The organism is Paenibacillus sp. FW126-R14, assembly GCF_058789495.1.
In genome coordinates this window covers 100529-126413 of record NZ_JBYTBS010000015.1, presented here as the reverse complement: position 1 = coordinate 126413, position 25885 = coordinate 100529, and the positions used below count along the sequence as shown (strand labels likewise).

The 25885-nt window shown below is 44.3% G+C and carries 20 protein-coding genes; 18 read left to right on the top strand and 2 right to left on the bottom strand.

Annotation, left to right across the window (positions count from 1 at the left end; all coding sequences use genetic code 11):
• Positions 1–34: 34 nt before the first annotated feature.
• Positions 35–2296: a helix-turn-helix domain-containing protein gene (locus AC3WRW_RS12670; RefSeq protein WP_492546679.1), complete on the bottom strand. Its 2262-nt coding sequence runs from the start codon at positions 2294–2296 to the stop codon at positions 35–37.
• A 205-nt stretch (positions 2297–2501) separates the two neighbouring features.
• Here AC3WRW_RS12670 and AC3WRW_RS12665 point away from each other — a divergent pair, with 205 nt between their 5' ends.
• The 6 genes from AC3WRW_RS12665 (at position 2502) to AC3WRW_RS12640 (ending at position 7087) form a co-directional block, all read left to right on the top strand.
• Positions 2502–2945 carry a MarR family winged helix-turn-helix transcriptional regulator gene (locus AC3WRW_RS12665; RefSeq protein ID WP_492546678.1) on the top strand — a complete coding sequence of 148 codons (444 nt, stop codon included), beginning with the start codon at positions 2502–2504 and terminating at the stop codon, positions 2943–2945.
• Positions 2946–2980: 35 nt separating this feature from the next.
• Positions 2981–3310: a DUF1904 family protein gene (locus AC3WRW_RS12660; protein ID WP_492546677.1), complete on the top strand. Its 330-nt coding sequence runs from the start codon at positions 2981–2983 to the stop codon at positions 3308–3310.
• A gap of 9 nt (positions 3311–3319) precedes the next feature.
• Positions 3320–4240: an AEC family transporter gene (locus tag AC3WRW_RS12655; protein WP_492546676.1), complete on the top strand. Its 921-nt coding sequence runs from the start codon at positions 3320–3322 to the stop codon at positions 4238–4240.
• Positions 4241–4331: 91 nt separating this feature from the next.
• On the top strand, positions 4332–4634 hold the full coding sequence (locus AC3WRW_RS12650; protein WP_492546675.1) for a hypothetical protein: 303 nt from the start codon (positions 4332–4334) through the stop codon (positions 4632–4634).
• A gap of 34 nt (positions 4635–4668) precedes the next feature.
• Entirely contained in the window at positions 4669–5037 is a 369-nt protein-coding gene (locus AC3WRW_RS12645; RefSeq protein WP_492546681.1) for a DUF423 domain-containing protein, read from the top strand.
• 190 nt (positions 5038–5227) lie between these two features.
• Entirely contained in the window at positions 5228–7087 is a 1860-nt protein-coding gene (locus AC3WRW_RS12640; protein WP_492546674.1) for a putative bifunctional diguanylate cyclase/phosphodiesterase, read from the top strand.
• A gap of 38 nt (positions 7088–7125) precedes the next feature.
• Here the strand turns inward: AC3WRW_RS12640 and AC3WRW_RS12635 are convergent, their stop codons facing one another.
• A complete protein-coding gene (locus AC3WRW_RS12635; protein ID WP_492546673.1) occupies positions 7126–7617 on the bottom strand; it encodes a hypothetical protein in 492 nt (163 codons plus the stop codon).
• Between the two features lie 97 nt (positions 7618–7714).
• On the opposite strand from AC3WRW_RS12635, the gene ybaK reads away from it, so the two are divergent.
• The 12 genes from ybaK to AC3WRW_RS12575 all read left to right on the top strand — a co-directional run bounded on the left by ybaK (position 7715) and on the right by AC3WRW_RS12575 (position 25872).
• Positions 7715–8188, top strand: a complete 474-nt coding sequence (ybaK, locus tag AC3WRW_RS12630; RefSeq protein WP_492546672.1) for a Cys-tRNA(Pro) deacylase — start codon at positions 7715–7717, stop codon at positions 8186–8188.
• Positions 8189–8783: 595 nt separating this feature from the next.
• Positions 8784–12380 (top strand): S8 family serine peptidase, encoded by a 3597-nt coding sequence (locus AC3WRW_RS12625; RefSeq protein WP_492546671.1) that lies wholly within the window; start codon positions 8784–8786, stop codon positions 12378–12380.
• Between the two features lie 14 nt (positions 12381–12394).
• Positions 12395–17284, top strand: coding sequence for an RHS repeat-associated core domain-containing protein (locus AC3WRW_RS12620; protein WP_492546670.1), 4890 nt, complete (start codon positions 12395–12397; stop codon positions 17282–17284).
• Positions 17285–17306: 22 nt separating this feature from the next.
• Entirely contained in the window at positions 17307–17798 is a 492-nt protein-coding gene (locus tag AC3WRW_RS12615) for a hypothetical protein (RefSeq protein WP_492546669.1), read from the top strand.
• Between the two features lie 454 nt (positions 17799–18252).
• On the top strand, positions 18253–18555 hold the full coding sequence (locus tag AC3WRW_RS12610; RefSeq protein WP_492546668.1) for a YunC family protein: 303 nt from the start codon (positions 18253–18255) through the stop codon (positions 18553–18555).
• Between the two features lie 236 nt (positions 18556–18791).
• Complete coding sequence (locus tag AC3WRW_RS12605) at positions 18792–19580, top strand: basic amino acid ABC transporter substrate-binding protein (RefSeq protein WP_492546667.1); 789 nt, start codon at positions 18792–18794, stop codon at positions 19578–19580.
• Positions 19581–19663: 83 nt separating this feature from the next.
• Positions 19664–20311 (top strand): amino acid ABC transporter permease, encoded by a 648-nt coding sequence (locus AC3WRW_RS12600; RefSeq protein WP_492546666.1) that lies wholly within the window; start codon positions 19664–19666, stop codon positions 20309–20311.
• 13 nt (positions 20312–20324) lie between these two features.
• Positions 20325–21047 (top strand): amino acid ABC transporter ATP-binding protein, encoded by a 723-nt coding sequence (locus AC3WRW_RS12595; protein WP_492546680.1) that lies wholly within the window; start codon positions 20325–20327, stop codon positions 21045–21047.
• Between the two features lie 236 nt (positions 21048–21283).
• A complete protein-coding gene (locus tag AC3WRW_RS12590; RefSeq protein WP_492546665.1) occupies positions 21284–22579 on the top strand; it encodes a homocysteine synthase in 1296 nt (431 codons plus the stop codon).
• A gap of 320 nt (positions 22580–22899) precedes the next feature.
• On the top strand, positions 22900–23763 hold the full coding sequence (locus AC3WRW_RS12585; RefSeq protein WP_492546664.1) for a M15 family metallopeptidase: 864 nt from the start codon (positions 22900–22902) through the stop codon (positions 23761–23763).
• A gap of 103 nt (positions 23764–23866) precedes the next feature.
• Positions 23867–24886 (top strand): Gfo/Idh/MocA family protein, encoded by a 1020-nt coding sequence (locus AC3WRW_RS12580; RefSeq protein ID WP_492546663.1) that lies wholly within the window; start codon positions 23867–23869, stop codon positions 24884–24886.
• A gap of 29 nt (positions 24887–24915) precedes the next feature.
• On the top strand, positions 24916–25872 hold the full coding sequence (locus AC3WRW_RS12575; protein ID WP_492546662.1) for a cupin domain-containing protein: 957 nt from the start codon (positions 24916–24918) through the stop codon (positions 25870–25872).
• The last annotated feature ends 13 nt before the right edge of the window (positions 25873–25885 follow it).

The following is a 25885-nucleotide window of genomic DNA, read 5'->3' as shown; positions in this document are numbered from 1 at the left end:
CTGCAGCGTGATGCCTGCAGGGCGGCCGTTCTTTTTATGGCGAAGCTTGATTGCCGGGTTCGAGGCCGGTTTTGCGGTAATCGGTCGGGGTCACGCCATAATTTTTCTTGAACATCCGGTAGAAATAAGAGCTGTTGGTATAGCCGATTCGTTCGGCGATATCGGCAATCGGCAAATCCGAGTGCTTCAGCAAATCTTTGGCACGGTTCATTCTCATGGCGTTGATGACATCCACAACGGCGTTCATGGTATTCTGCTTGTAGACGCGGCTCAGGTAGATCGGCGACATATCCATCTCATCGGCAATCCAGTTTAAGCATAAATTTGGATTGCCGCAATGCTGTTCAATCATATCGTTGATTTTACGAATCAGATCGTCCTGCTTCATACTCCGCTTGTCATCAAGCCGCTTTTTCAAATCATCGAACAATTCGAAGACGACCGCTTCGATTTCTTCAATCGTTTCCAGCTTGGCAAGCGCATTTTTGGATAGCTGCATGCTTATTGGGATATCGAGAGAATTGTTTTTGAGAATCGTGTGCAGGACGCCATTCAGCGTAATGGTCAACCGGGATAAGGTGGCTTGAAACACGCTAATCGGGTAGGGTCTTGTTTCCTCGATAATGCAGCTGTACAATTTCTTGGCTTCGGCGACTTTGCCGGCCATTAAAGCATCGATGAGCTTTTTCTCTTTCTCTACGGTGAACAAGTAATCGTCCGTTTCCGGATATTGGTGATCCGCAGCGGAAATCAAACAGCCGGGTCCAAGAAACAAGCGGTGTTCGGAAGCTTCGATAATTCTGCGGTGCATGGGGACAAGGTCTTGCGGTTGTGCGCTTAGCGGACTATAAGTAACGGAGAGGCTGATTTTGAGAAGCTCGCCTACCGCTTTTTGAATTTGTTTTAAAAGCGCCAGCAGCATGCTCTGATCGCCATCGAGAGGTGCGGTCCGCACATTCATGAGCAGCGCAATGCAGTCATTCCCCATATCGACCGTTTCCACTTGGTAAGCTTGTGACACTATTTCCGAGGAAATATTCATGATGGCATATTTATACACGTGAAGATCGTCCTGATGATGATGCAAAAAAGGCTGAAAACCATCGATGCGAAGCAGAACCAGCCGGTAATCGCTTTGGAAATCGAAGGAAATGCCGAGCTCGCTGCGTTTTTCCCGCATCTTTTTCGCCGTAATGGGCTCCTGGCCTTGAAGCAGCTTCCGCAGTACATCTTGCTTTAATGTAAATAAAGAATTTCGTTTATCCGATTCCAGCGCTTTCATTCTCGTGACCATCCGATCGATAGGGACATAAAGCTTGCGGGATAGACGCCAGGAAACTAACAATCCTGCAACGAGTATGGAAATGCCGATGTAAATCGTCGTTGTCCGAATTTTGTTGATTTTCTCCGTAATCGTCTGATAAGGCGTTATGCGGATGTAGCGCCATTCCAGGGAGTCGGGAGCCGTAAAAGAAATCAAGGATTTCTGGCCGCCGACCTTATCAATGAAGTAACCGGAGCCACGATTGCTCATAATCTGTTTGGTAATGGCGGACTCTGCGGTAAGTGCTTCCGCACGATTCGGGAGGTTGCCGGTCAGCGTATTGCCTTTGCTATCGATAATAAAAGAGGAGCTCGTTTCATTGCCTTGCTGCTTGCCAATATCCTTATTGATCCAATCCGTCGTGATGTTGACGATAACCGCTGAATTCAACGCATTGTCATTGCCGATCGCATCGTAGCACAGGTACGTGTAGACATTGCTCTTTTGCGTGCTGGATGCATCCTTTAAGTAGGTGCGGGGGATGGGAACGAAGGGCTTGAACTCCTGGAAATGATCGAGTACGTTCAAAATATCTTTGTCGACCAGTTCATCTTTGGTCATCAAACCGTTCTGCCCGGAGCTGGACGCAATGTATACATAGCTGGCTTTCGGATTGTAGACATAAATGGAAGCAATGTAGGGCATGGAATTCAAATAGTTGTTCAATTCCCTCATGGCAGCGGTAGTGTCATAAATATCCGGATGCTCATAAAACATAAGCTTGCTGATGTTGCCGTTCCGGTACAATTGAAATGTAAGCGATTGAGCACTTTCCGTCATGGAGATAACTTCCCGGCTCGTTTGGGTTAAATTTTCTAAATCGGTTTGATACACCTGGTTTAAATTAATGTTTCTGTAATTGGCAAAATAAATGGTGGAGGAGACAAGCAGCGTAAGTACCGTACAGAGAATTGTACTCAGTAAAAGCTTGATATACAGCTTGCGGTTGTCTCCCGAAACGTTTACATTCACAGGCATGCCTCCCCATACGGACTGACGGATATAGTGATTCCAAGTATTACTACAATATCACTGGAATCGAGCACGGTACAAGATGGAATCATGCAACATTTATGAACTTATCTGACTATTTACATTGACAGTCGGGTTATTTTTATATACATTTGAAGCAAAACGATTGTTCACAATATGACGAAGGTGAAAGGAAGCCTGATCTATGAGCAGCAGTGAATTATTGAAGCTTGAGAATCAACTGTGCTTTAGTTTATATGCCAGTTCAAGGGCGATTACCCGGATGTACCGTCCCTTTCTTGAAGATTTGGGGATTACCTATCCGCAGTATTTGGTTTTGCTCGTTTTATGGGATCAGAAGGAAAGTACTGTCAAGGAGCTTAGCGAAAAGCTCGATCTCGATTCCGGTACGTTGACGCCGATGCTCAAACGAATGGAAGTCCAGCAGTTGGTTCAGCGGAAAAGATCGCTGGAAGACGAACGTGTCGTGAACATTGTCATTACGGAAACCGGCCTTGCCCTCTACGAAAAGGCGCTCTGTATACCGCATACGCTTCTGGAAGCAAGCGGGTTGTCGCCGGAAGAAATTCACAGCTTTAACTTGCAGCTCAAACGCATCATTACGAATGTGAACGGATCAATGAAGTAAGAAGCCTTGCGGCGGAATGAAATGGAGCTAGAATCATGCCTAGATTAACGTTCAGAGGATTATCTGTGGAGCAGGTATGTGAAATCAGTGAAAGCCTGGTAGACCGGCTTGCTGCTATATGCGGCTGTGACAGCGATAATTTTACACTGGAGTGTGTGCAGCATGCCGCTGTATTCGGAGGAAAGATCGTCCCCGCCTATCCGTTTGTTGAGGTCGCCTGGTTCGAACGCGGGGACGAAATCAGGGATACAGTCGCCAAGGCGATTACGACGGGTGTTCTCGGGCTTGGCTTGCCGGAGGTTGAAGTTGCTTTTACGACCTACAGCAGAGATGCTTACTACAGCAACGGAACTTCATTTAAGTGAGGACTAGAAATGAGTTATTTCGTTTATATTCTTATTAATAATATTGTGCCGATTTCGATCATGATTGCGATCGGCGCAACGATGTATCGTGTTTTTCATCTGGATATTAAAACATTATCGAAACTTAATTTCTACGTATTTTCTCCAGCTCTTGTTTTTGTTAAGCTATATGAGTCTGAAATGAACTTAAATGTCCTGCTGCAGGTGCTCTTGTTTTTCGTTCTATTTTTTAGCCTTCTTTTTGCCGTCATAGAGGTTTATATTCGATTGAAAAAGTTGCAGCGAGGCATGCGCATTGCTATGCGCAACAGCGTTATTTTCTACAACAGCGCCAACTACGCGCTGCCGCTTAATCAAACCGTATTCGGCGGGAATGCATATACGTTATCGATTCAAATTGTCATCATGATTATGCAGACACTGATACCTAACACGTACGGGATATACACACTAAACGCGCATAAATCAACTTGGAAAGCGACGATGAAAACGATTTTGTCCCTGCCGGTTATTTATATGATTCCGCTCGCGCTGCTGCTGCGTTATTTTCATCTGCCTGTGCCGTCCTCCATCAATTTGCCGCTGACGTATATTGCTAACGCTTTTATGGCTACGGCGCTTTTAACGCTTGGGGTACAGCTTGGCGGCATGAAGTGGGAGTTCCATTTCTCCAATGTGGCGGTTTCCCTTATATTAAGACTTGCTGCGGCGCCGTTGATCGGATTTTTCGTTGTTTGGATGCTCGGCATCGATGGATTGACGGCCAAAGCGCTTATTCTTTCATGTGCCGTGCCGACGTCGCTGAGCAGCGTGCTGCTGGCCATCGAGTATGAGAATGAGCCGGAGTTTTCCTCGCAGGCCGTGTTTACCTCAACGTTATTTAGTATGTTTACGATACCGGTCGTTATCTTTTTCTTGGGATTTCTGTGAACATTTAGGGGAAAGATAGAGATAGGCAGGAGTTTCGACATTTTTCGGCGAATGGGTAAAAGGAACTTTATGACATAAGGGGGCCTTTTTGATGAAATACCAATTTTGCCAGTATGTTACGATTGTAGACATGAATGAAGAAATTTTGTCTGAGGTATTGTTTGAACACGGGGAATTCGAGTCCAATGCGCTGTCTATCGGTTCGTCCGTTCTCATTCATGGGCTGGGACTTAAGCAATTTGAGGTTGTGTATGACAAAAGAGAAGGTAAAATCGCCCGCAATAAAATTGTAGATATTGAAATCGATCTGATCAAGCAGCCGACGGTAACAAGGGTTTATTTGGAACCGGTACGCCTGATTGTAGGCCAACATGATATCGGTGAAGTGGAGTAAAATGAAGATTTAGGAAGGAAGATTGGAAGCAATGATGAAACTTTTTGTGCTGCTCGGCAGTTTGAATGCTTTTCTTTCTGTCGCGCTAGGTGCTTTCGGGGCACATATTTTGAAGCAAAAATTGACACCGGACAAGCTGGACGTTTTCCAAACGGGCGTGCATTATCACATGATCCATGCGATCGCGTTGATCGCCATTGCGGTTTTGTCAGAGAAGCTGGGGAGCACCTCGCTCGTGAATGCGTCCGGATGGGCTATTTTTATCGGAATCATCTTGTTCTCGGGTAGCCTATATGCGCTTAGTTTGACAGGTATCAAATTATTCGGACCGATTACACCGCTTGGCGGAGTGAGCTTCTTGGTCGGATGGATTCTGCTGGCCATTGCTGCTTTTAAATATTAAAAATGGAAAGAGTCGGCACAATCCGACTCTTTTTTGTTTGTTTTGTGCACCATTTGCAGGAAAAAGCGCGACTTATGTAGAAAATACTGTTTAACCAAAAGAATCCAAATTACATAATGACGTGTGCAAGTATGTCCGATGCAACACACGATCACGGGTATCTAGTAATGTCGTAAGAGGAGGCAACTTTGTGAAAAACCGGCTCTATATCGGCGGATACCTGATTGTCGCCATATTCGTAAGCCTTTACGTAGAAGTGTATGCTGCTTGGATATGTATCTTTGCCGCTCTGCCGCTGTGCATGCTGCTGCTGAACAAGGAGAGGGTGAGGCAGCCCTCCGCAACGACGCAGGACCCAGCCTACTATCATGTGCTGGACTCCTTATTTGAGCACCATCCGAACGCCATTGGCATCTTCGATCAAAATGGGGTATTCATTCGGATCAATGAAGCGGCGGTAACGATTCTCGGTTACTCGGTGCCCGAGCTGCTGCAGAAACGTTTTAGCGATTTTGTGACGCAAGAGAAGTATGAGCTGACGTGCGATCTACTGCAGCAGGCGAAAGACGGCGAACCGATTGCCTTTGAGACATCGGTTTCCCATAAGAGCGGTTACCGGGTAGATTTGCATGCGACGGCGGTTCCCGTTGAGCTGGAGCCGAATGTCAGGGGCTACATACTCATTTGCCAGGATATTACGGAACGCAAGCGCGGAGACGAGCAAGTCCGCTATATGGCGTATTATGATGACATGACAGGTCTGCCGAACAGGCGTATGTTCAAAGACCGATTAAATGAAAGATTAAGCATGGCCGGGTCCATCGGACAGAAGGTAGCGGTCTTTTATCTCGATATCGATAGGTTCAAACTCGTTAACGACAGCTTTGGCTACGATTACGGCAACATGCTTCTTCTGCAATTGGCAGAACGCTTTACGCGCTGCGTCACCGAAACCGACTACTTGGCGCGGACAGAAGGCGATGAATTTGCCTTTTATTATACGAATGTCGCCGATTCCAACGATGTGATTGCCGTAATCGCAGAGATTAATCGCGTCCTGGAGAAGCCGTTTCTACTGGAGCAGTATGAGATGCATGTAACGGCAAGCATCGGTGTTGCCATCTCTTCCGCAGATGCAGAAGATGCCGATACCTTGATGAAATACGCCGATATTGCGCTCGCCAGAGCCAAAGAGAAGGGACGCAACGATTTTCAAATTTTTAATTCCGATATGAAATCCGTTTCCCTCAATCGGCTCAAGCTGGAGAATGAACTGCGCAGAGCACTCGCTGCGGAAGAGTTTGTTTTATTCTATCAACCGCAGGTTGATATTGAGACGGGACGCATCGTCGGTGTGGAGGCGCTTATTCGCTGGGCTCACCCGGAGAAAGGGCTGATCTCGCCGAACCACTTCATCTCGTTCGCAGAGGAATCGGGATTGATCGTGCCGATCGGCGAATGGGTGCTGCGGGCGGCCTGCAAGCAAAATAAAATTTGGCAAAATCAAGGGTTCCCGAAGATGCCGATTTCGGTCAACTTGTCGATGCGGCAGTTTTTTCAGCATAACCTGAAAGGCAAGATCTCTCATGTGCTGGAGCAAACCGGGCTCGATCCGCAGTATTTGGAGCTGGAAATTACCGAAAGCATGACGATGGACGTCGATCACGCCATTCAGTCCTTGCTGGAACTGAAGGAGCTGGGAGTTCACGTCAGCATCGACGATTTCGGGACAGGCTACAGCTCCCTCTATTATTTGAAGAAATTTCCGATTGATAAGTTGAAAATCGACCGTTCCTTTGTCCGCGATATTATGGTGGATCCCAATGACGCGGCTATCGTAACAACGATCATCGCGATGACGCACCATTTGAACTTGAAAGTCATTGCCGAAGGTGTGGAAACCGAAGAGCAGCTCCATTTCCTGCATCAAAATCGGTGCAACGAAGTGCAGGGCTATTGGTTCAGCCCACCTGTGGATGCCGCCGAGTTAGAGAACATGCTCAGCCATGGTGTCCCCGCGGCGGCATCAGGCTCGGCGACATCATCATAAAAAGAGGATGCCCCTTGACAGGGACATCCTCTTTTTTGCTAGAAAGCGACGTAATCATCGATTTCGTTTAATTTGAAAGTATAAACCTTCTTCTCGTCTACGTGATACACCGTAACGTTCTGAGTGCTGCTGTCATAATTAATGATTCGGCAGGGAAGATTTAGTTTGATGCCCTGGCCTTTCACAACCGTTAGCCGTATCAGCGTATTGTTCGTTTTGAAGCTGTCGAGCTGCTTAATAATGTGATCAGCGGCCTCGCTTGGCGTGGCTGCCTTCGCCGGTGGCACGGGAGAAGCGGGCGGGGGCGCAGCTGCCTTTTTGCTTATATGTGAGGGAGGCGAGATTTCTTTTTTCGTATTCAACTCAATTAGCTTGCCAAGCTCAATGCCCTTCAGGATCTTATAATCTTTGATAGTCTGCGCGTTAAGAAGATGAAGGAGCTTTTCCATCGCAAGACCATTGGTCGCCTCTTCCATTAAAATTTCCACTGTGAATAAATGACCTGTAACGTTAGATTTTCCTTGACTCATATGGCCTCCTTGCAGCCTTGAAATTGCTCATGTCTTAACTATATCATGATATGATACCCAAATATAGATTGGTTTTATAATAAAAGAGGTGAAACGATTGTCAAACAAGACGAATGCTTGCCGAATACTCGATTCTCTCCAGATTGTTTATTCATTGCACGAATACGATTGGGATGAGAGCCAATTGGATGCGGCGACCGTTGCCGATAAAGTGGGCTTGCAGCCCGGTCAATTATTCAAAACGCTTGTTTTAAAAGGGGACAAGTCTGGTGTCCTTGCAGCCTGCATCCCCGGGGATCAGGAGCTGAACTTAAAGAGTATGGCCGCAGCAAGCGGGAATAAGAAAGTTGAAATGGTGCCTGTAAAAGATATCCAAGCGCTTACAGGCTACATCCGAGGAGGCGTCTCTCCTCTGGGCATGAAGAAAAAGTACCCCTTTTACCTGCATTCGACTGTTATGTCGATGGAATTAGTTAGTATTAGCGGCGGCCGGCGGGGACTGCAAATTTTTCTGCGGGGAGCGGATTTGGTTGCGGCTACGGAGGGGGAGCTTGTGGATATTGGTTGTTAGTGGGGGGATGGCACGGCACGGTACTAGCTTTGAGTGAGGAGTCCAACTGTTGGTTGGGCTTTTTTTCCATTTCAGAACTTATATGCGGACTGCAGATCAAAATCAGCATCTTCAGGCGCAGTTTTGTCCTCGCTAACGGACTGAGAGGCCGTTACTTCAAGGAGAAGAGCCTCTTCGAACATGTAATGGACACCAGCGCTGTTCCTGGCTCACTTGGGGAGTGATTTCTCCCCGAAATTGGCGAATAAGGACCGTGGTGTCCGCTAGCAGAGAGATAAAGCGCTTTTCGTAAATATAACGGCTGCTGTGTCCGAAGTGTGAAGAGACCATTCGACTCCTGCTGCCGAATCGGGGTAAGGCGAAGGGAACGGAACGGATATGCGGTGGAAAGCGATAGTGTTAGACAAGGACCTAGCCGCAGGCTAGGATATTTTCGTCATGAAATATTATTGGAAATGGAGGGTTGATTAAATTAAAATCTTTGGCGTAAATTGATCTGATTTTACAAAATACGACAGTATCTCCTACTGATTAACAAGATGCTCATCCCTTACAATTAGTAATTATTAGTAATAATTAAAAGGGGAGTTATTTTATGGAATGGTTGTTAAAAAGGAAGCAAGTTATTTCGAGTCTTATGATTGGGGCTATCGTCTTTTCGTTCTTTCCATCTGGCGGGATTGAGGCCGCACCTATTCAAAGTAAAGTAGAAGGTGTTTCAGTATTTTCTAGTGTAGATCAACAACCCGTTTCAAGTAATTCATTTAACCTGATTCAAAAAAGTCCCATTTTTTACGCTGCTGCAGCGGGTACCAAGGAACAGAGAGTTATTGTTACCTTCAAGGACAAAAAGAAGATTAATAAGTCATTAATCCAAAAGGGCAAGGGGAAAGTTAAGCGTGAAAACAAGCATACGCCTTCGCTTTCAGTAAGCATCCCAGCAAATGAGATTGAAGCGTTAAAGAACGATCCCGCAGTTGAGTCAGTCGAGCCAGATATTCAGTTACAAACTGCATCAACGCAAATCATGGATTGGGGCGTATCAGTCGTTAATGCAACCTATGCTTGGAGCAACGGATACACTGGAAAAGGCGTTAAAGTAGCAGTCCTAGACTCGGGAATCGATACTCATCATGAGGATTTAGCAGTAGCGGGAGGAGTTTCCTTTGTAGATTACACGACCTCTTTCGATGATGATTTTGGTCATGGAACACACGTGGCTGGGATCATTGGAGCGAAGAATAATGACGTTGGTGTTGTTGGCGTTGCACCGGCTGCAGATTTGTATGCAGTAAAGGTACTTGATTCAAAAGGCAAAGGTTATCTCTCAGACGTCATAGCAGGTATTGATTGGGCAGTTGATAACAAGATGGACATTATCAATATGAGTATGACAACGAGTGTCGATTCACCAGCGCTGCATAAAGCGGTTGATCAAGCATATGCGAGTGGGTTGCTACTAGTGGCGGCAGCAGGTAACACAGGTAATGCTGAGGGTACTGGAGACACGATTCAATATCCGGCAAAATATAGTTCAGTGATTGCGGTTGGTGCTGTTGATCAGTTTAATCAGCGGGCATCATTTTCTGCTACAGGTGAAGATTTGGAGGTTGTAGCACCTGGGGTTGGGATTAAGAGTACCCATTTAAATAGCACGTATTCAATAACAAATGGTACTTCAGTAGCAACTCCTTTTGTAGTGGGAGCACTTGCGATACTTAAGGAGCAATACCCAGATAGTGAAGCAAAAAAATTAAGACAATATTTAGATCAGGATACCATTCAATTAAATAGTCAAAAAAGTCCATTATATGGCTATGGTCTCTCCCATATTTCCTCAAGCAATACAACAGTTATTTCACCAACGATTCCCTCAAATGTAAGTAACGAAGATGTGTTAGGTAGCGTTTATGGAATCGTGTACGCTGCTGTTTCTCCTACGGGTTCTTTTTCAGAGACATCTAGTTTCTCTTATAATATGTACTATCCGTCTCAAAGCACGCTAAATGATGGACGTATATTCATACATACTGTGCAATTTCAGCAGGTCGGAACGACAAATTCAATGCTAAATAAAGCTATTATTTATAATCCCACTACAAATAGTTGGAGCTTTGCTTCCGATGCACCTTCAGATCTTTCAGTTTCTCAACAAAGCACACTTAAAGATGGTAGAGTTCTATTAACAAGTTCGCAAAAAGCATACATCTATGATCCATCCGCAAATAATTGGACTCAAGTGGCAAAAGTGCCCAGAGAATTTGGGAGAGAAGTAGGAAATGGAGCGCAAAGCACTTTAAATGATGGTCGAGTTTTAGTGACAGGTGGAGGGGGGGTTAGCGGTTCAAGTGATTTCTTCGTAAAAGACAGTTATTTGTACAACCCTACCACTAATACTTGGTCTAAAGTAGCAAGCTTGCCAATGGCGCTTAAATATCATAAACAAAGTACCTTGTCTGATGGGAGGGTACTGGTTACTGGGGGCTCTGTTTTAACTGATACTGAAAATGGCAGTCAACTGCCATTTTATAGAACATACATCTATGATCCTATATCAAATACTTGGAACTCAGGTCCTGATCTGCCTACAGCAATGGAAAAGCACGGTCAGAGCACGCTACCAGATGGCAAGGTTCTTGTAACCGGATGGAATCGATATGTGGGAGGAAGTAATTCAAGTGTTTACTTGTTTAATCCAGCAAGCAATTCTTGGTCAACGTTATTTGATCTGCCGGTTCATAGCTCATCAGCCTTCGCTCAGAGCACACTTCCTGATGGAAGGGTTGTTATTACCGGAGGTCAGTCATACAGTCCGTATACAAATAAGCATTTTATTTTTAATATCAACTACGCACCTAAAGCCACGATCAACAATGATTATAAAAGCGTATGGGATCAAGCTGGCAATAATAAAATAACCTTAACAGGTACATTTTCAGATCTAAATAATGATACAGTTTCAATTTCTGCAAAAATTGCAAATGTTACAAAGACGGTAAGTATCTCGAATACAGCGTCAAATCAAACATGGTCTCTTCAATGGGACATGGTTACCGATCAAATTCCTTCCGGAATTTATACTTCCATTCCTGTTACATTTAATGATGCATATGAAACAACATCAATAACGTATACAGGAAGCACAACGGTTGATCGTATGCCAAATCTACCTGGGAATACTCTCCCTGGCAACCTATCGGCAAATACGCCAGAAATTATACAAAATATAACACCTACGCTAACATGGACATTTTCAGATGTAGATGCGGGAGATAGCCAAACTGCTTATGAGGTCAGCATCAATAATGGGGCATCGCAAGTTTACGATTCTGGTTGGATTAACTCAAGTAGTACTTCATTTACAGTGCCAGATAAAATACTCAACAGAGGAACAACCTACAATTGGAGTGTGCGAGTGAAGGATAGCAAAGGAATTAGCAGTTTATACTCTTCACCTAAATATTTTAAGACGAATAATCAACCCTCGCTCGTTGTATTGTCACCAATCAATGGTCAAACATTTAGTGACAATATTCTTAATTTCACTTGGAATTACAATGATTCAGATAATCAACCACAAGTCTCATATCAAGTAATTGGCTCTAAGGATAATTGGGCGACACGAGAATATGACTCTGGAACAATTATCTCAGCCACAACAACACATAAAACAAGCGCATTAACAAGCGGTGGCTGGAATTTTGCAATAAGAGTTTTTGATAATTATGAATGGTCAAATTGGGTTTACATAACAAACCTATCGATCCCTTCAGCTTATGAGCCAAACGACTCCACTACGAATGCATTTGTTATTAATTATAATCAGACAATTGCCTCCAACATCTCTACAGCAACAGATATAGATTACTTTAAATATATTGCTCCTTTGACAGGGGTTGATCGAGTAACTATGAGTGTTCCTAGTGGATTAAATTATGATGTTTACATCTTGGATTCTAATAGTAATCAAATTGCATCAAGCACAAGAGGAACTGGTTTTTCTGAGAACGTTCTGTTTGATGTCACTGCTGGCAGTACCTATTTCATTAAAATCATTGGAGTTGGCGGTAGCTTCAGTACAACTTCATCTTATTCAATTAACGTCAATAAGTTAACTTTGCAGGTCCAAACGAATTATCAATATGATAGCAATGGAAACATTACAAACAAAACAACAACTAGTTCTAACTAGGAGGTTTCAATACTTTGAATATAATTTTGAAAAGAGTACTTTCTCTTACGTTGCTCTCAGCTCTGTTACTTTCTATTTTGCCACATGCTAGTGGGATATCTTATGCCTCGGAAGTGTTTATCAAGGATAATAAGCTAGTTGATATAACTGAGAAAAGAAAGAAGAATCTAGAGGATACCTTCTCGGTCACAATGGAAGAAATTCAGAGCATACTTGACCAGGGATATACATTAGAAGATGCAGAGAATGCTCTGCAAGATCAAAGGAAAACTAGTGGCGACATTAAAGTAAGTTTAGATAGGGTGAAACCGCACCCTGTTAACATGTCTAAAGAAGCGAAAAGCGAAGTGATTAGCGAACTGAGTGACGAAAGTGATGAGACCCCCATGATGATGAGTGCTAGTACTACTGATCCAGGTCCCATACCTGATTACAGCTATGTGAATACGCACCCTGACGAAGCGCCATATTCAGTTAAACTAGATCAGGAAACTGTTTCTACACTTTCTGGCGGGCTTTCTTTACAGGTTGCAGACTTAAGTCTCCCTGGAAGAAATGGGCTTGGATTTACCCTGTCTAGATCATATGACAGCGGTTCGTCTCAGTTTAGTCAGATGTCACTCTATGGAAGAATAAATGGTACAAGTAAACCATATGATGAGAAGCTGTTTCCAATTGGTAAAGGTTGGAGCTGGGATATTTCCTCTATAGAATTCGGTATTGATGTTAAATATTTGCATCTTGGTGGATCAGGGGTTTACAAGATTGATCAATTTAACAACAACTTGATAGGTTACCCATGGAAGGATCTTACATTTAAAAGTGATAGAACAGTGTCTGTCAATGGAATTTCATCAGAGTATGTGTTAAAGTCTACTCAAAATATTAGTCAATACTTCAGTTTGAACGGTCAGTTAATTCAGATATCTGATGCGTACAACAATAAAGTGACATTCACGTATGAAAATAATGTAGTTTATGGTTCGGTGTTAAGTGCCATTACAGATGCTATCGGAAACACAATAAGAATCACATATCGTACAGATTCTGTTGTTCTTACAAAAGGCACGCAAACAATAACTTACAACAAAACAATAAAGAATGGTAAAGAGTTGCTTAGCCAAGTGGTTGATGCTGTTGGGCGAGCAACAACATACGACTATAGCTTGAAGGATTCTCTTTTTAGTCTTGCTACAGGGGCTCCAGAGTTTAGCAACCCCTATGCACTTTTGACCGGTGTTACACATCCTACTGGCTCTAAATCAATCTATACGTATGAAGATACACCGATAAAAAGGCAAATTGGATTAGAATTCTTTAATAATGTATATCGTATAAAGTCAAGGCATGATCAATTCATTAAAACAGATGGCAGTACAGAAACGGCTAACCACAAGGATATTACTTATCCATTAAGTGATATGGGCAGTTCGTACAATCCACCTACACCACTGCTTTTCTCAGTTGCAATTGATGACGGATTAACAAAGTCGACTTTTACAAATAAAAAAGTTTATTTTGACGAAAATACGCCATCGGTTTTCTATAACACGAAAGTGGAGACAACCTCTCAATACGGTGGTAAAACGTATACGAATACAACAGACTACACCTATGATGAAGCAAAAAAATGGACATCGCCTATTGCCACAAAGGTAACAAAAGCGGAGTCTGGAAATGCCAAATTGAACGTGATAACTACTTCACAGTCGTATAACGACTATGGGAGTGTAACAAGCGCTGTTGATGTTCTTGGTGTTACTACGACGTATTCATATGATACAGCGTCACATTTACTGATCGGGGTATCTAAACCCATATCAGCTACCCAAACCCAGTATACGGAATATGTCCGTGATACGGTTCATGGGAATGTAACAACAGTACGCGTACGTGATGGTAGTTTAACAGGAGCTATTTTACAGGAAACGATAAATGAGAATTACGATGCCTTCGGAAATGCTTGGCAAACGCGGGTTAAGAAAGATGCATCCAGTTATGTAACCTTTCAAATCGAGTATAATGCAGCTGTTCCTTACTCAGGCGCTTTTCCGACCAAACAAACAATTGCTGTGACGGATGCTAATGGAACATCATCGACAATAACAAAACAATATAGTTACAATACAGCTAACGGGCAACTAAAAACGTTTATAGATGGTAAAACCAACAGCACGAGCTATGAGTATGATGCCATTGGACGCGTGACTAAAGCCATCCACCCAGATAACAGTTTTGTGAAAATAGATTACTTTGATCTCCAGAATCAAGTGCAGCAAACGGATGAGACTGGGGTCCAGTCGATTACCAAATGGAATCCGATTGGATGGAAAGTTGATGCTGGCATTAATGAAGGTGGCATCTATAAATCAAAAGCGAAGTATACCTATGATCAGTATGGTCGATTGACAAGCACAGAGGATGCATTGGGGAATAAGACGAGTTATGGGTATGATCAGTGGAATCGTCAGAATTTGACTACGTATCCAGATCTGTCAACTACAAGCGTGATGTATAATGATATTGATAACACGAAAACAAGCAAAGATGCTGAGGATTATTCCATCAAGGAAATAGCAGATATCGCAGGTCGCATAACGAGTAGGGAGGAAACTAAAAAGCTGCAAGGAGGTGGAACGCAATCCACGGTTTTAGGCACGTTTACATTTGATAATGTTGGACATGTGCTGACAGCAACAGATAATCAGACACCGAAAAAAAATATAACAACCTATAACTATGATACAGTAGGTCATTTGACCGGCGTAAAAAATGCCAAAGACGAGATTACATCGTATCAATATGATAATTTAGGTAATCTTCTCCTGGTTACATACCCTTCGCCGGAATTGAATACAAACCAGAAGAAATACGATGAAATAGGTCGTTTGATTCAAACAAAGGATGCTAATGGTAAAGTAGAGAAGTTCTTCTATGATGCTAATGGAAACCAAACAGGGCTAATTGATCGAAATAATACAAGTTTTAAGTATACATTCGACAATAGGAACTTTCTTGTAAAGAAAGAAATTACTGATGCCTCATGGGTGCCATTAACTAGTGAGGAAGCCATCTCCTTCAAGTATGATTTTGCTGGACGACGCACACAAATGACGGATGGTACAGGTGTAACCAAATATGACTTTTCACCGACAGCAGGAGTATTACAGACGCAAACCTATCCAGATGGCAGAACGATTAAGTATGACTACGATGCCGCGGGTAATCGTTTTGTGATGAATGATCCGTTTGGGGTTAATACGTACTATCATTATGATTCACGTAATCGTTTGGATATCGTAGCTCCTTCCCCTGATTTTCTAAAAGACACTGAAACAAAAAAGACTACAGATTACGATGCAAGATATACGTATTATAACAATAGCTTGTTGAAGCAGATCACACAGCGTAATGGAGTTACATCAGTCTTTGACTATGATGGAATGCGTATTGGCAGCCTTACGGAAAAAAGCGCAGCTGGTACTGTGTTAAACAAGTTTAGTTATACGTATGATAACAATGGCAATCAAGAGACAAAGACAGAGCAACAAGGTGCAAATCCAGCAGTTACAAACAATTTTTCGTATGATCAATTAAATCGTATCTCAACCTCCGATCAGTTTAACGAGACTTACGGATATGATAATCGTGGCAATCGCACAAGCATGACGACGAGCATTCCATTCGATAGTCCTGACTCGAAGCGTACCTTTGACAAACGTGATCGTCTTACCAATGTAGCTCTGACTAGTGGTGGTAACGTCACATATAAATATAATGGTGATGGGCTACTATGGGAACGAAGAGAGAATGGGCAGACTACACGTTACTATTGGGATGGAGATCAGGTAATAGCGGAAGGAAGAGTAGTTGGTGGCGTTGCAACGCTTAAAGCTCGTTATATACGTGGCCAGGGGCTAATTGCACGTGAGGATGGTCAAGGAAAGGCTTATTATCTTCGGAATGGTCATGGGGACGTGGTGAACCTTATGGACAGTACGGGTAATACGAAGCTGAATTCATACTCGTATGACATTTGGGGGAACATTGTCAGCCAGCAAGAAAATCTGCCACAGCTGTTTAAGTATAGTGGCGAGATGATGGATGATAAGGTTGGGCTGCAATATCTAAGGGCTCGATGGTATGATCCGTCGATGGGGCGTTTTATTAATGAAGATACGTATGAAGGGCAGATTGATAATCCGCTTAGTTTGAATTTGTATGCCTATGTTCAAAACAATCCATTGATCAGGGTAGATCCTTCAGGTAATGATAGCTACGTTCTGTATACAACGAATCCAGATTCTGACTTTAGTGAACAGGCAGAGTATCAGAAAAAAGTTCTAGAGGAAAAAGGTGAGAAAGTTCATCTCAAATTAGTAAATAGCGTTGAAGATTTTATTTCTTCGTGGAATTCTATGGGAATAGAAGATGAAGCGTCAGTAAGCATAGATACAGTGGTTATTTACACTCACATGTCTTACAAAGCTATTCTATTGCAAGATGGTACTCGTGATAATGCTCTATCCATAACTGGGAAATCAAGTTCTGGAGCTGACATCGGAAACTTAAATGATCTAAGCGCGAAGGAAATGAAAGAACTCGTACTACTAGGTTGTAATGCAGGTCATAGGACGGTAGCTTCAGAGAATTTAGCTAGCTTTTTCCTTGAAAATAAGGTAACCGGAGGAGATGTTTATGCTTTTGATGGTAACGTATCTTTTGGCAATCCATTAACAAGATGGGCTTCAGGAAATCTATATGCTAGGCTATCCGACAAACAAACAGCGTTCTATAACGTGCTAAATGATTTTGGAGCTTCTAAAAGAAAGCCAGAAGGACTTTATAGATACTATAGAAATAACGGCAAGACTTATCTGACACAATCTGATAAAGTATTTTAAAACTGTTTTTGAAGGGAAAGATATGGGTACATCTACATACAAATTTCTAGTGATCGTTGTCGTTGTATTTATTGCAATTGTTAGTTATCTGGTTATGAATGGAAAGCAAGAGTATGAATTAAAATATTTCGAGAAAACAGGTATCACATCACACTTGTATAATCAAATCGTTAGTGAGAAAGGTAAACTCATTGATGAAGAAATAGTATATGAAAAAAACGTTGCTATACTAAAATTGTATTATAAAGGGTACATTTATTGTTTTATTGGAATAAATCCTCTTGATAAAAGCAATGCGGTATTATCTAATGTTAGAATAACTGATACAGATTATAAACTGGGTAAATATAATGTTGGAGTTGGTAGTAGTAAGAAAGATGTTGAAAAATCCTACAGACAAATCAAGAAGATCTCTAATGTGGATCTGGGGTATATTGACAATGGGGTGTGGGTGGAATTTAAATTTGATGAAAACGAGAAAGTACAGGAAATACTAATTTATAGAGGTCCCTAAATGCATTCCGGAGTCTGTAAAATATTGTGCAGTGTTTAACCAACACACACTAGCCGCCTAGTGCTCACCGCATGGCGGCTTTTTTCGAGCAAGGCAGTTGCTGGAAGCACAGGACTTCATGCTCGGCAGCAAGGTTGAGGTGTGGGAATCGCGGGACGAGCTGTCGATTTGGTTACTCAAAACCTACAATAATCTTTAACTGACTAATTAACAAAGTCGAAATTCAAACTAACCTAATAAGATATTTAGCATCAGTTTTTAAAGATGATCATCTAATTTAATATCTTAATCTTCCGCCTTGCGACAATCGCTTGGCGGTTCTTCTTTTTCCGATACGGTGTTTCACCCCCACCCTCCCCAACCCCCAAAAAAATTCTTTTCAACCCACGGTCACACCGTACTAGCCGCACGCGCATATACTACCGTAAGACTGCAAAGAGGAGCTGTGCAGAGCATGATGCGCGTAGAACCCATTCTCCTTGAGGGACGTACTGCAATTGCGATAGAGGTTAAATTGCCTAAGACGACGCTGCTGGTAGTGACGACGGATAAAGGTTACATTATGTGCGGCGCGCTTGACGTTGCACTGCTCAATGAGCGCTTGCGGGATCGCAATATTGTCGCGGCAAGGGCAACCGGTGTCCGGACGATTGAGGAGCTTCTGGAAGCACCGCTGGAATCGGTGACGTACACGGCGGAAGACCTTGGCATTATAGCCGGAATGACGGGGAGAGAAGCCATTTTAAGAATGATGTAGCGGTCGGTCAATGATGGAAATCAAACGCTTGGAACCTTAAGTTCCAGGCGTTTTACTATTTTCTTTTGTGCGAAAAAACAAAGGAGATCAGCTTCGGTTGTGCAGAAATACGAAAATGAACGAAAACTGCGATTGCCTGCAATTTCCTGAAGAGTTTTCTAAACTTAAGCGTTGTCATTTTATTGACCAGGTGTTAAAATATGAGTCGTTCCATACATAGCACGGGGGGAATTATAATGAAAAAGTTATCGTTTTTTGTTTTGACAGCAGCTCTAGTCATCGGTTTAACCGGTTGCGGAGCTAAAGATAGCGGAGGCACGAAGTACAAATTTGCGACAGATGCTGCCTATGCACCAATGGAATATATGGATAAAGGCAAGCTGACCGGCTTTGACATCGATTTTCTTGCAGAAGTGATGAAAGAAGCAGGACTTTCCTACGATGTAGCGAATATTGGTTGGGACACGATGCTGACAAGCGTGAAGCAAGGCAATGAGTATCAAGCGGGCATTTCCAGCGTTTCGATTACCGATGAGCGCAAGCAATCCTACGATTACTCCGTCCCTTATTTCGAATCAACCAACATGATTCTTGTCAAAGAAGGCAGTCCAATCAAAAGTGCGACAGATCTGAAAGACAAGAAAGTCGCTGTTCAAATCTCGACGACTGCGGATATTTTGATGACCAAGATCATGGGCGATAACAATAAATCTTTGAAACGTTTGGATAACAACACGCTGGCACTGATGGAGCTGGAAAATAACGGCGTAGACGCGGTTGTCGCGGATGTTGCTATCGTTCGTGAATATGTGAAAAATAATCCGAATAAGAAATTCGTTACTATTTCCGATCCTAAAAACTTTGAATCCGAATACTACGGGATTCTGCTTCCAAAAGGCAGCGAGCTTAAAGCGAAGCTTGACCCGGCTATCAAAAAAGTCATTGAAAACGGGGCTTACGCGAAAGTATACAAAAAATGGTTCGGTCAAGACCCAGACACCAAAAAGTTGCTTGAACAAAAATAAGAATCAAACAGCATGCGTGACGTTATCCCTTGCGCATGCTGTTGTTCTGTTCACAGCTTAAATGACAAGGAAGGAAGTGTGGAATGAACTTTCGTTTTGACATCATCATTGAATATATACCGCTTTTATTAAAAGGTACGCTTTGGACCATTGGCATATCCATTTTTTCCATCTGTCTCGGCTCTGTGTTGGGACTGGCTGTTGGCTTAGGTAAAATGTCGCACCGCGGTTATTTAAGATGGCCGGCCAGCATCTATGTAAACTTTTTCCGCGGCACACCGCTGCTCGTGCAAATTTTGCTCGTACATTTCGGGGTCGTCCCGCTGTTTCTCGGAACAACGAATGCCATCGTAGCTTCTATTGTCGCTTTGTCGCTGAACTCTGCAGGCTATATGGCTGAAATTTTCAGAGCCGGTATCCAGTCCATCGATAAAGGACAAACCGAAGCTGCGCACTCGCTCGGCATGACCCATTTTCAAACGATGAAGAAGATCATTTTACCGCAAGCAATTAAGCGTATGATTCCACCGTTTGGGAATGAGTTTATTGTGCTGATTAAGGATTCTTCCTTGTTCGCGGTTATTGCTGCACCTGAATTGATGTATTGGTCCAATGCGATGCGCAGTCAATATTTCGCAGTTTGGGAGCCGTACTTGACTGCTGCGCTTATTTATTTCATTCTCACTTATTCTCTAAGCAAGCTGCTTAGCTATGTTGAAAGGAGAGTGTAGAGCTATGACCGCAATGATCGAAGTTAGAAATCTGAAGAAAGCATTCGGCGATAATGTCGTTTTGCGAGATATCTCTGCCGATATTCAAAGCCAGGAGGTTCTGGTTGTGATCGGTCCGTCAGGATCGGGAAAATCGACATTCTTGCGTTGTTTGAATCTGTTAGAGCAGCCAAATGGGGGTTCTATCAAGATTGAGGGCAAAGACATTATGGATCCGGCCAATAAAATCAATGAGATCCGCATGGAGCTAGGCATGGTGTTCCAGCGTTTTCATTTGTTCCCGCATATGAAGGTCATCGATAATATTATGATGGCACCGATTCAAGTGCGCAAATGGCCAGAAGATAAAGCGCGCAAAAAAGCGATGGAGCTGCTCGCGAAAGTTGGGCTGGCTGACAAAGCCAACGCGAGTCCGGATTCGCTTTCCGGAGGTCAGGCGCAGCGTGTTGCGATTGCCCGTGCACTCGCGATGGAGCCGAAGATTATGCTGTTCGATGAACCGACATCCGCTTTGGACCCCGAAATGGTCGGAGAAGTGCTTGCCGTTATGAAGCAGTTGGCCAAAGAAGGGATGACGATGGTTGTCGTAACCCATGAAATGGGCTTCGCCCGTGAAGTTGGAGATCGCGTGATGTTTATGGAGCAGGGCGTCATTGTCGAAGAAGGCAGCCCTCAGCAAATTTTCGAAAATCCGCAGCAAGAGCGCACGAGAGCCTTTTTGTCCAAGATACTTTAGTACGGTGAATAGGAATAGCGTGATAAAAAATGGAAAAGGAGCCGATTGGCTCCTTTTTTTTATTCTAAGCACATGTACTAGAGATAACGATAGATAGATTACTATAGAAAAAAAATCCCTTTGTGGTATATTGACTATAGCTAGATATTTCCATTAGAATAAATACATACTAATCCAGTAGGAATTATCGATTTTAGAGGAAATCAAATCATCCATCGTCCAAGGAGGCATGTGCAATGTCAGATTCCAAACGTCAGTATTTACCGGAAACATTAGCCATACACGCAGGTCAGGAGATCGACCCGGCCACCAACTCAAGAGCTGTTCCGATTTACCAAACGACGTCTTACGTGTTTAACGATACGGATCATGCGGCTAATTTATTCGCGCTCAAAGAATTCGGCAACATTTATACGCGTATTATGAACCCGACGACGGATGTTTTCGAGAAGCGGATTGCCGCTTTGGAAGGCGCTCCGGCAGCCCTGGCTGTAGCATCGGGTCAAGCGGCTATTACGTTCGCGATCTTGAACATTGCTGGAGCCGGAGATGAAATTGTTTCAGCTGCATCCTTGTACGGCGGAACTTATAACTTATTTGCGAATACGCTGGCGAAGCTGGGAATTACCGTTAAGTTTGTTGATTCCAGCAACCCGGAAAACTTCCGCAGTGCCATTACCGATAAAACCAAAGCGGTATATGCAGAATCGATCGGCAATCCTAAAGGGGATATTCTCGATATCGAAGCTGTAGCGGCGATTGCTCATGAGAATGGCATTCCATTGATTGTTGACAATACGTTCCCGAGCCCTTATCTGCTTAGACCGATTGAGCACGGGGCTGATATCGTCGTACATTCGGCAACCAAATTTATTGGCGGCCACGGAACGACCATCGGCGGCGTCATTGTTGACGGAGGCAAATTCGATTGGGCGGCGAGCGGCAAATTCCCAGGCTTGACGAAGCCGGATCCGAGCTATAACGGTGTTGTGTACACCGATGCGGTTGGGCCTATCGCTTACATCATCAAAGCACGAGTCCAATTGCTTCGCGATTTAGGCGCATCGCTTTCGCCGAACAGCTCGTTCCTGCTCCTGCAAGGGCTGGAGACGCTGCATTTGCGCTTGGAACGCCATAGCTCGAATGCTTTGAAAGTGGCGCAATTTTTAGAGTCTCATGATGCCGTGGAGTGGGTTAGCTATGCAGGACTGGAGAGCCATCCTTCCCATAAGCTTGCTCAGAAGTATTTGCCTAAAGGGCAAGGGGCGATCCTGAGCTTTGAAATCAAAGGTGGCGTAGAAGCAGGGAAGAAGCTGATTCATTCCGTTGAACTTTTCTCCCATCTAGCCAATGTCGGGGATTCCAAATCGCTCATTATCCATCCGGCCAGCACGACGCACTCGCAATTGAATGAACAGGAACAAATTTCTGCTGGGGTAACGGCTGGACTTATTCGTCTATCGGTCGGTACAGAAGCAATTGAAGATATCATTTATGATTTGGAGCAGGCAATTGCTGCAAGCCAAGCTTAAGAGTGACGCTGGAAACAGGTCAAAACTTGTAACCACAACTTTTTCCGCATAAAATATGAGAAGGCTGCGATTTGGGCGCAAAACCTAAATGGCAGTCTTTTTATGTTGAAAATGGAAATTGAAATTTGGGTTTGAAAATTGAAGTTTGACGTCATGCAACTTTTATTTTGAACGTGAAGTCTATTTCAGTAGATAAAAAAGTATAAGTTTTATACTTTTGCTTCGCATCTACCTTGACAAACGCGCCCGTCCTGACAGGACGAAGAAGTCGTTTGGGCTTGTGTGACTGTTTTTTACTTGGAGGAGGCATTCAATCGATCATGAACAAAAAGATGAAATACTCGCTAACCCTGCTGGTAGCGATATCCATAGTATCAGGCTGCAGCAGCAAAGAGGAAGTGAAATCCAGCGCCAGTCCGCCATCGAGCACAGCAGCAACGGCCGCTTCGACGCCTTCGCTTGGCGCGGCAAGCCCGACCCCAACGTCGTCTGCAACGGCAGCGGCTTCTCCGCAAGCAAGCTCGAAGCCGGCTCAAAGCCCAGCCGCATCGCCGAAGTCCTCCGGCACGCCTTCCAAAAGCGACGCCGTGCAAGTCATCGCCAAGCCGGAAAGCGTAACGGTTCTTGTGAATAAGCAATTCTCGCTGCCATCGAGCTACGAGCCAACCGATTTGGTATATCCGGATATTCCATTTACATTTACGGAGAAAGTAGAGAAACGGAAGATGCGAAGCGTTGCGGCGACAGCGATTGAGAAGCTTTTTGCCGGAGCGAAAAAAGATGGCATTAGTTTGGCCGGAGTCTCCGCCTATCGTTCATATGCCACGCAGAAGTCGGTTTTCCAGCGCTACGTGCAGAAAGATGGCGAGGAGAAAGCCAAAACCTACAGCGCAGTACCGGGAACGAGCGAGCATGAAACGGGACTGGCTATCGATGTAACAGGCAGCGACGGGAAGTGTGCGGCGGAGGATTGTTTTGGAGGGACGAAGGAAGCGGTCTGGCTGGAGAAGCACGCGCCTGAGTACGGGTTTATTATCCGTTATCCGCAAGGAAAAGCAGCTATTACTGGGTATCAATATGAGCCGTGGCATATTCGTTATGTGGGCGTAGATACGGCTAAGGATATCGTCGCCAAAAAGATGACCATGGAAGAATACTATAACGCCGTACCTGCAAGCAAGTGATAATGATGTCGTAATTCTGCACCCTCTTCTGTCGCTAATTCGAAATTTATCAAGCTGCAAAGGCATGTTATTATGAATCTAAGTCACTTATTTGGAGGTTAACATGATTAAAGTAGCGATGTTAAGTTTTTGGCACGTGCATGCAAGAGATTATGCGAAGCAGGTTACCGAGCACAAAGATACCGAGATTGTGGCCGTTTGGGACGAAATTCCTGAACGCGGACAAGCGGAAGCAGCGCAGCGTGGTGTAGCTTTTTACGCGGATTTGGCAGAACTGCTGGCAAATAAGGACATTGACGGCGTCGTTGTCGACACGCCAACCAACCTGCATCGCGATGTCATGGTGGCGGCTGCCAAGGCAGGGAAACATATTTTCACCGAGAAAGTAATTGCTCCGACTTTGCATGAAGTGAATGAGATTTTGGATGCGGTAAATGAAGCAGGCGTAACCTTGACGGTTTCATTGCCGCGTTTGAATCCATCGTATACATTGGCAATTCAAGAAATTATCGAGAAGGAACTGCTGGGACCGATTACGCTCGTTCGTGCCCGTTTATCCCATAACGGGGGCATTTCCACGGAAGCGAATCCGAAAGGGTGGCTGCCTGAGCATTTCTACAATGCCGAACAATGCGGCGGCGGCGCGTTAATCGATCTTGGTTGTCATCCAATGTATCTGACGCGTCTATTCCTTGGTCTGCCTGAGTCTGTAAGCGCTGCTTACGGCTATGTGACAGGTAGAGAAGTTGAAGATAATGCCGTAGCGACGCTTCAATACGCAAATGGCGCCCTGGGCATCGTTGAGGCTGGATTTGTGAACGCCCATTCGCCATTCGTCATTGAAGTTCATGGTACCGAAGGCAGCGTGCTGTACTCCGATCATGACGGCAGAGTGCTGCTCCGTACGAAAAAGCTGGCGGAAGCAAGCAATGGCTGGGTAGCTTACGAGAACGGCCCGAAAGAAAAACCGTCTGCTTTTGATCAATGGGTATCCCATATTCAAAACGGGACGAAAGCCACTGAAAATATTCAGCTGGCTGTGGACTTAACGATGCTGATGGAGGCTTCCAACCGCTCCGTTCAAGCCAAACAGCAAATACGCATTGATTCCCTGGCTCAGTAAGAGCTGTGAAGGATGAAAGGAGGTTCAGCATGAGTCAGCCCTTTTACTTTGAACCGATGCTGGAAAATCCAACGGCGCTTGATCGCTTGGATTTAAGATTTCGGTGGGGTTCTTACGGAATCCGTGTACTTCGCTGTCATTTGACCTCCTTTCCGGCCGGAACGGTTATTGATTTTCATCATCATTCCGAGTTCGAGTTTCATTATATTCCCAGCGGCAAAGGCAAAGTTATCCTGGAAGGGGTTACGCACCCGCTGCAGGAAGGAATGCTGTACCTCACAGGACCCGGCGTCTCGCACCGTCAAGAAGCAGATGAGCACGAGAAGATGGATGAGCTCTGTCTTCATGTTGATTTTGTGAAGCTGGACGAGGCTGAGCCGGCCGGAGATGCCGGGCATGGGGCTCAGTCCTGGGGAGAGGCTTGGGAGATCGCTGAGGCAGAAGCTTGTGTGAAGCAGCTAAGCGAGCTTCCGCATGTCCCTGCATTTGACCGCCAGGAAGCGATGAAATGCTTTCTGGTCGCCTATGAAGCTTGGCGGGACAATCAGCTCGGCCAGTATACGATCATTAAACAATCGATTATCCAAATGCTGCTCAGAACGATTGGCGCATACAAAGCGGATCATCATGGTCTTAACCTGCCGGCGCGCGATATGAAAAGCTATCGCTACCAGCTCGCAGTGCAGTTCATCGAGGACAACTTCGGGCGTCCGTTAACGCTTGAAGGCGTGGCCGAACGGCTGCAGATTTCTTCGAGACAGCTTCAGCGCATTTTCAAGGAGCAGGCGAACATTTCCTTCTCTGAATATTTGGAGCAAGTCCGTTTGAAACATGTGTGTGCGGAACTGCTGCAAACGACCATGACGCTGGAGAAAATCGCTGAAAAGAGCGGCTTTGCGTCCAGCAATTATTTGCATTACGTTTTCAAAAAAGCGCACGGCGTCACGCCGAACCGTTATCGTGACCGTGACCGCATGCATGGATAAAGAAAAAAAGGCT

Coding starts and splice junctions, on each gene's coding strand:
- AC3WRW_RS12665 (WP_492546678.1), top strand. CDS start 2,502: ATGAGCAGCAGTGAATTATTGAAGCTTGAGAATCAACTGTGCTTTAGT.
- AC3WRW_RS12635 (WP_492546673.1), bottom strand. CDS start 7,617: ATGAGTCAAGGAAAATCTAACGTTACAGGTCATTTATTCACAGTGGAA.
- AC3WRW_RS12595 (WP_492546680.1), top strand. CDS start 20,325: ATGATCGAAGTTAGAAATCTGAAGAAAGCATTCGGCGATAATGTCGTT.
- AC3WRW_RS12650 (WP_492546675.1), top strand. CDS start 4,332: ATGAAATACCAATTTTGCCAGTATGTTACGATTGTAGACATGAATGAA.
- AC3WRW_RS12660 (WP_492546677.1), top strand. CDS start 2,981: ATGCCTAGATTAACGTTCAGAGGATTATCTGTGGAGCAGGTATGTGAA.
- AC3WRW_RS12600 (WP_492546666.1), top strand. CDS start 19,664: ATGAACTTTCGTTTTGACATCATCATTGAATATATACCGCTTTTATTA.
- AC3WRW_RS12590 (WP_492546665.1), top strand. CDS start 21,284: ATGTCAGATTCCAAACGTCAGTATTTACCGGAAACATTAGCCATACAC.
- AC3WRW_RS12655 (WP_492546676.1), top strand. CDS start 3,320: ATGAGTTATTTCGTTTATATTCTTATTAATAATATTGTGCCGATTTCG.
- AC3WRW_RS12580 (WP_492546663.1), top strand. CDS start 23,867: ATGATTAAAGTAGCGATGTTAAGTTTTTGGCACGTGCATGCAAGAGAT.
- AC3WRW_RS12575 (WP_492546662.1), top strand. CDS start 24,916: ATGAGTCAGCCCTTTTACTTTGAACCGATGCTGGAAAATCCAACGGCG.
- AC3WRW_RS12610 (WP_492546668.1), top strand. CDS start 18,253: ATGATGCGCGTAGAACCCATTCTCCTTGAGGGACGTACTGCAATTGCG.
- AC3WRW_RS12645 (WP_492546681.1), top strand. CDS start 4,669: ATGAAACTTTTTGTGCTGCTCGGCAGTTTGAATGCTTTTCTTTCTGTC.
- AC3WRW_RS12615 (WP_492546669.1), top strand. CDS start 17,307: ATGGGTACATCTACATACAAATTTCTAGTGATCGTTGTCGTTGTATTT.
- AC3WRW_RS12625 (WP_492546671.1), top strand. CDS start 8,784: ATGGAATGGTTGTTAAAAAGGAAGCAAGTTATTTCGAGTCTTATGATT.
- AC3WRW_RS12605 (WP_492546667.1), top strand. CDS start 18,792: ATGAAAAAGTTATCGTTTTTTGTTTTGACAGCAGCTCTAGTCATCGGT.
- AC3WRW_RS12585 (WP_492546664.1), top strand. CDS start 22,900: ATGAACAAAAAGATGAAATACTCGCTAACCCTGCTGGTAGCGATATCC.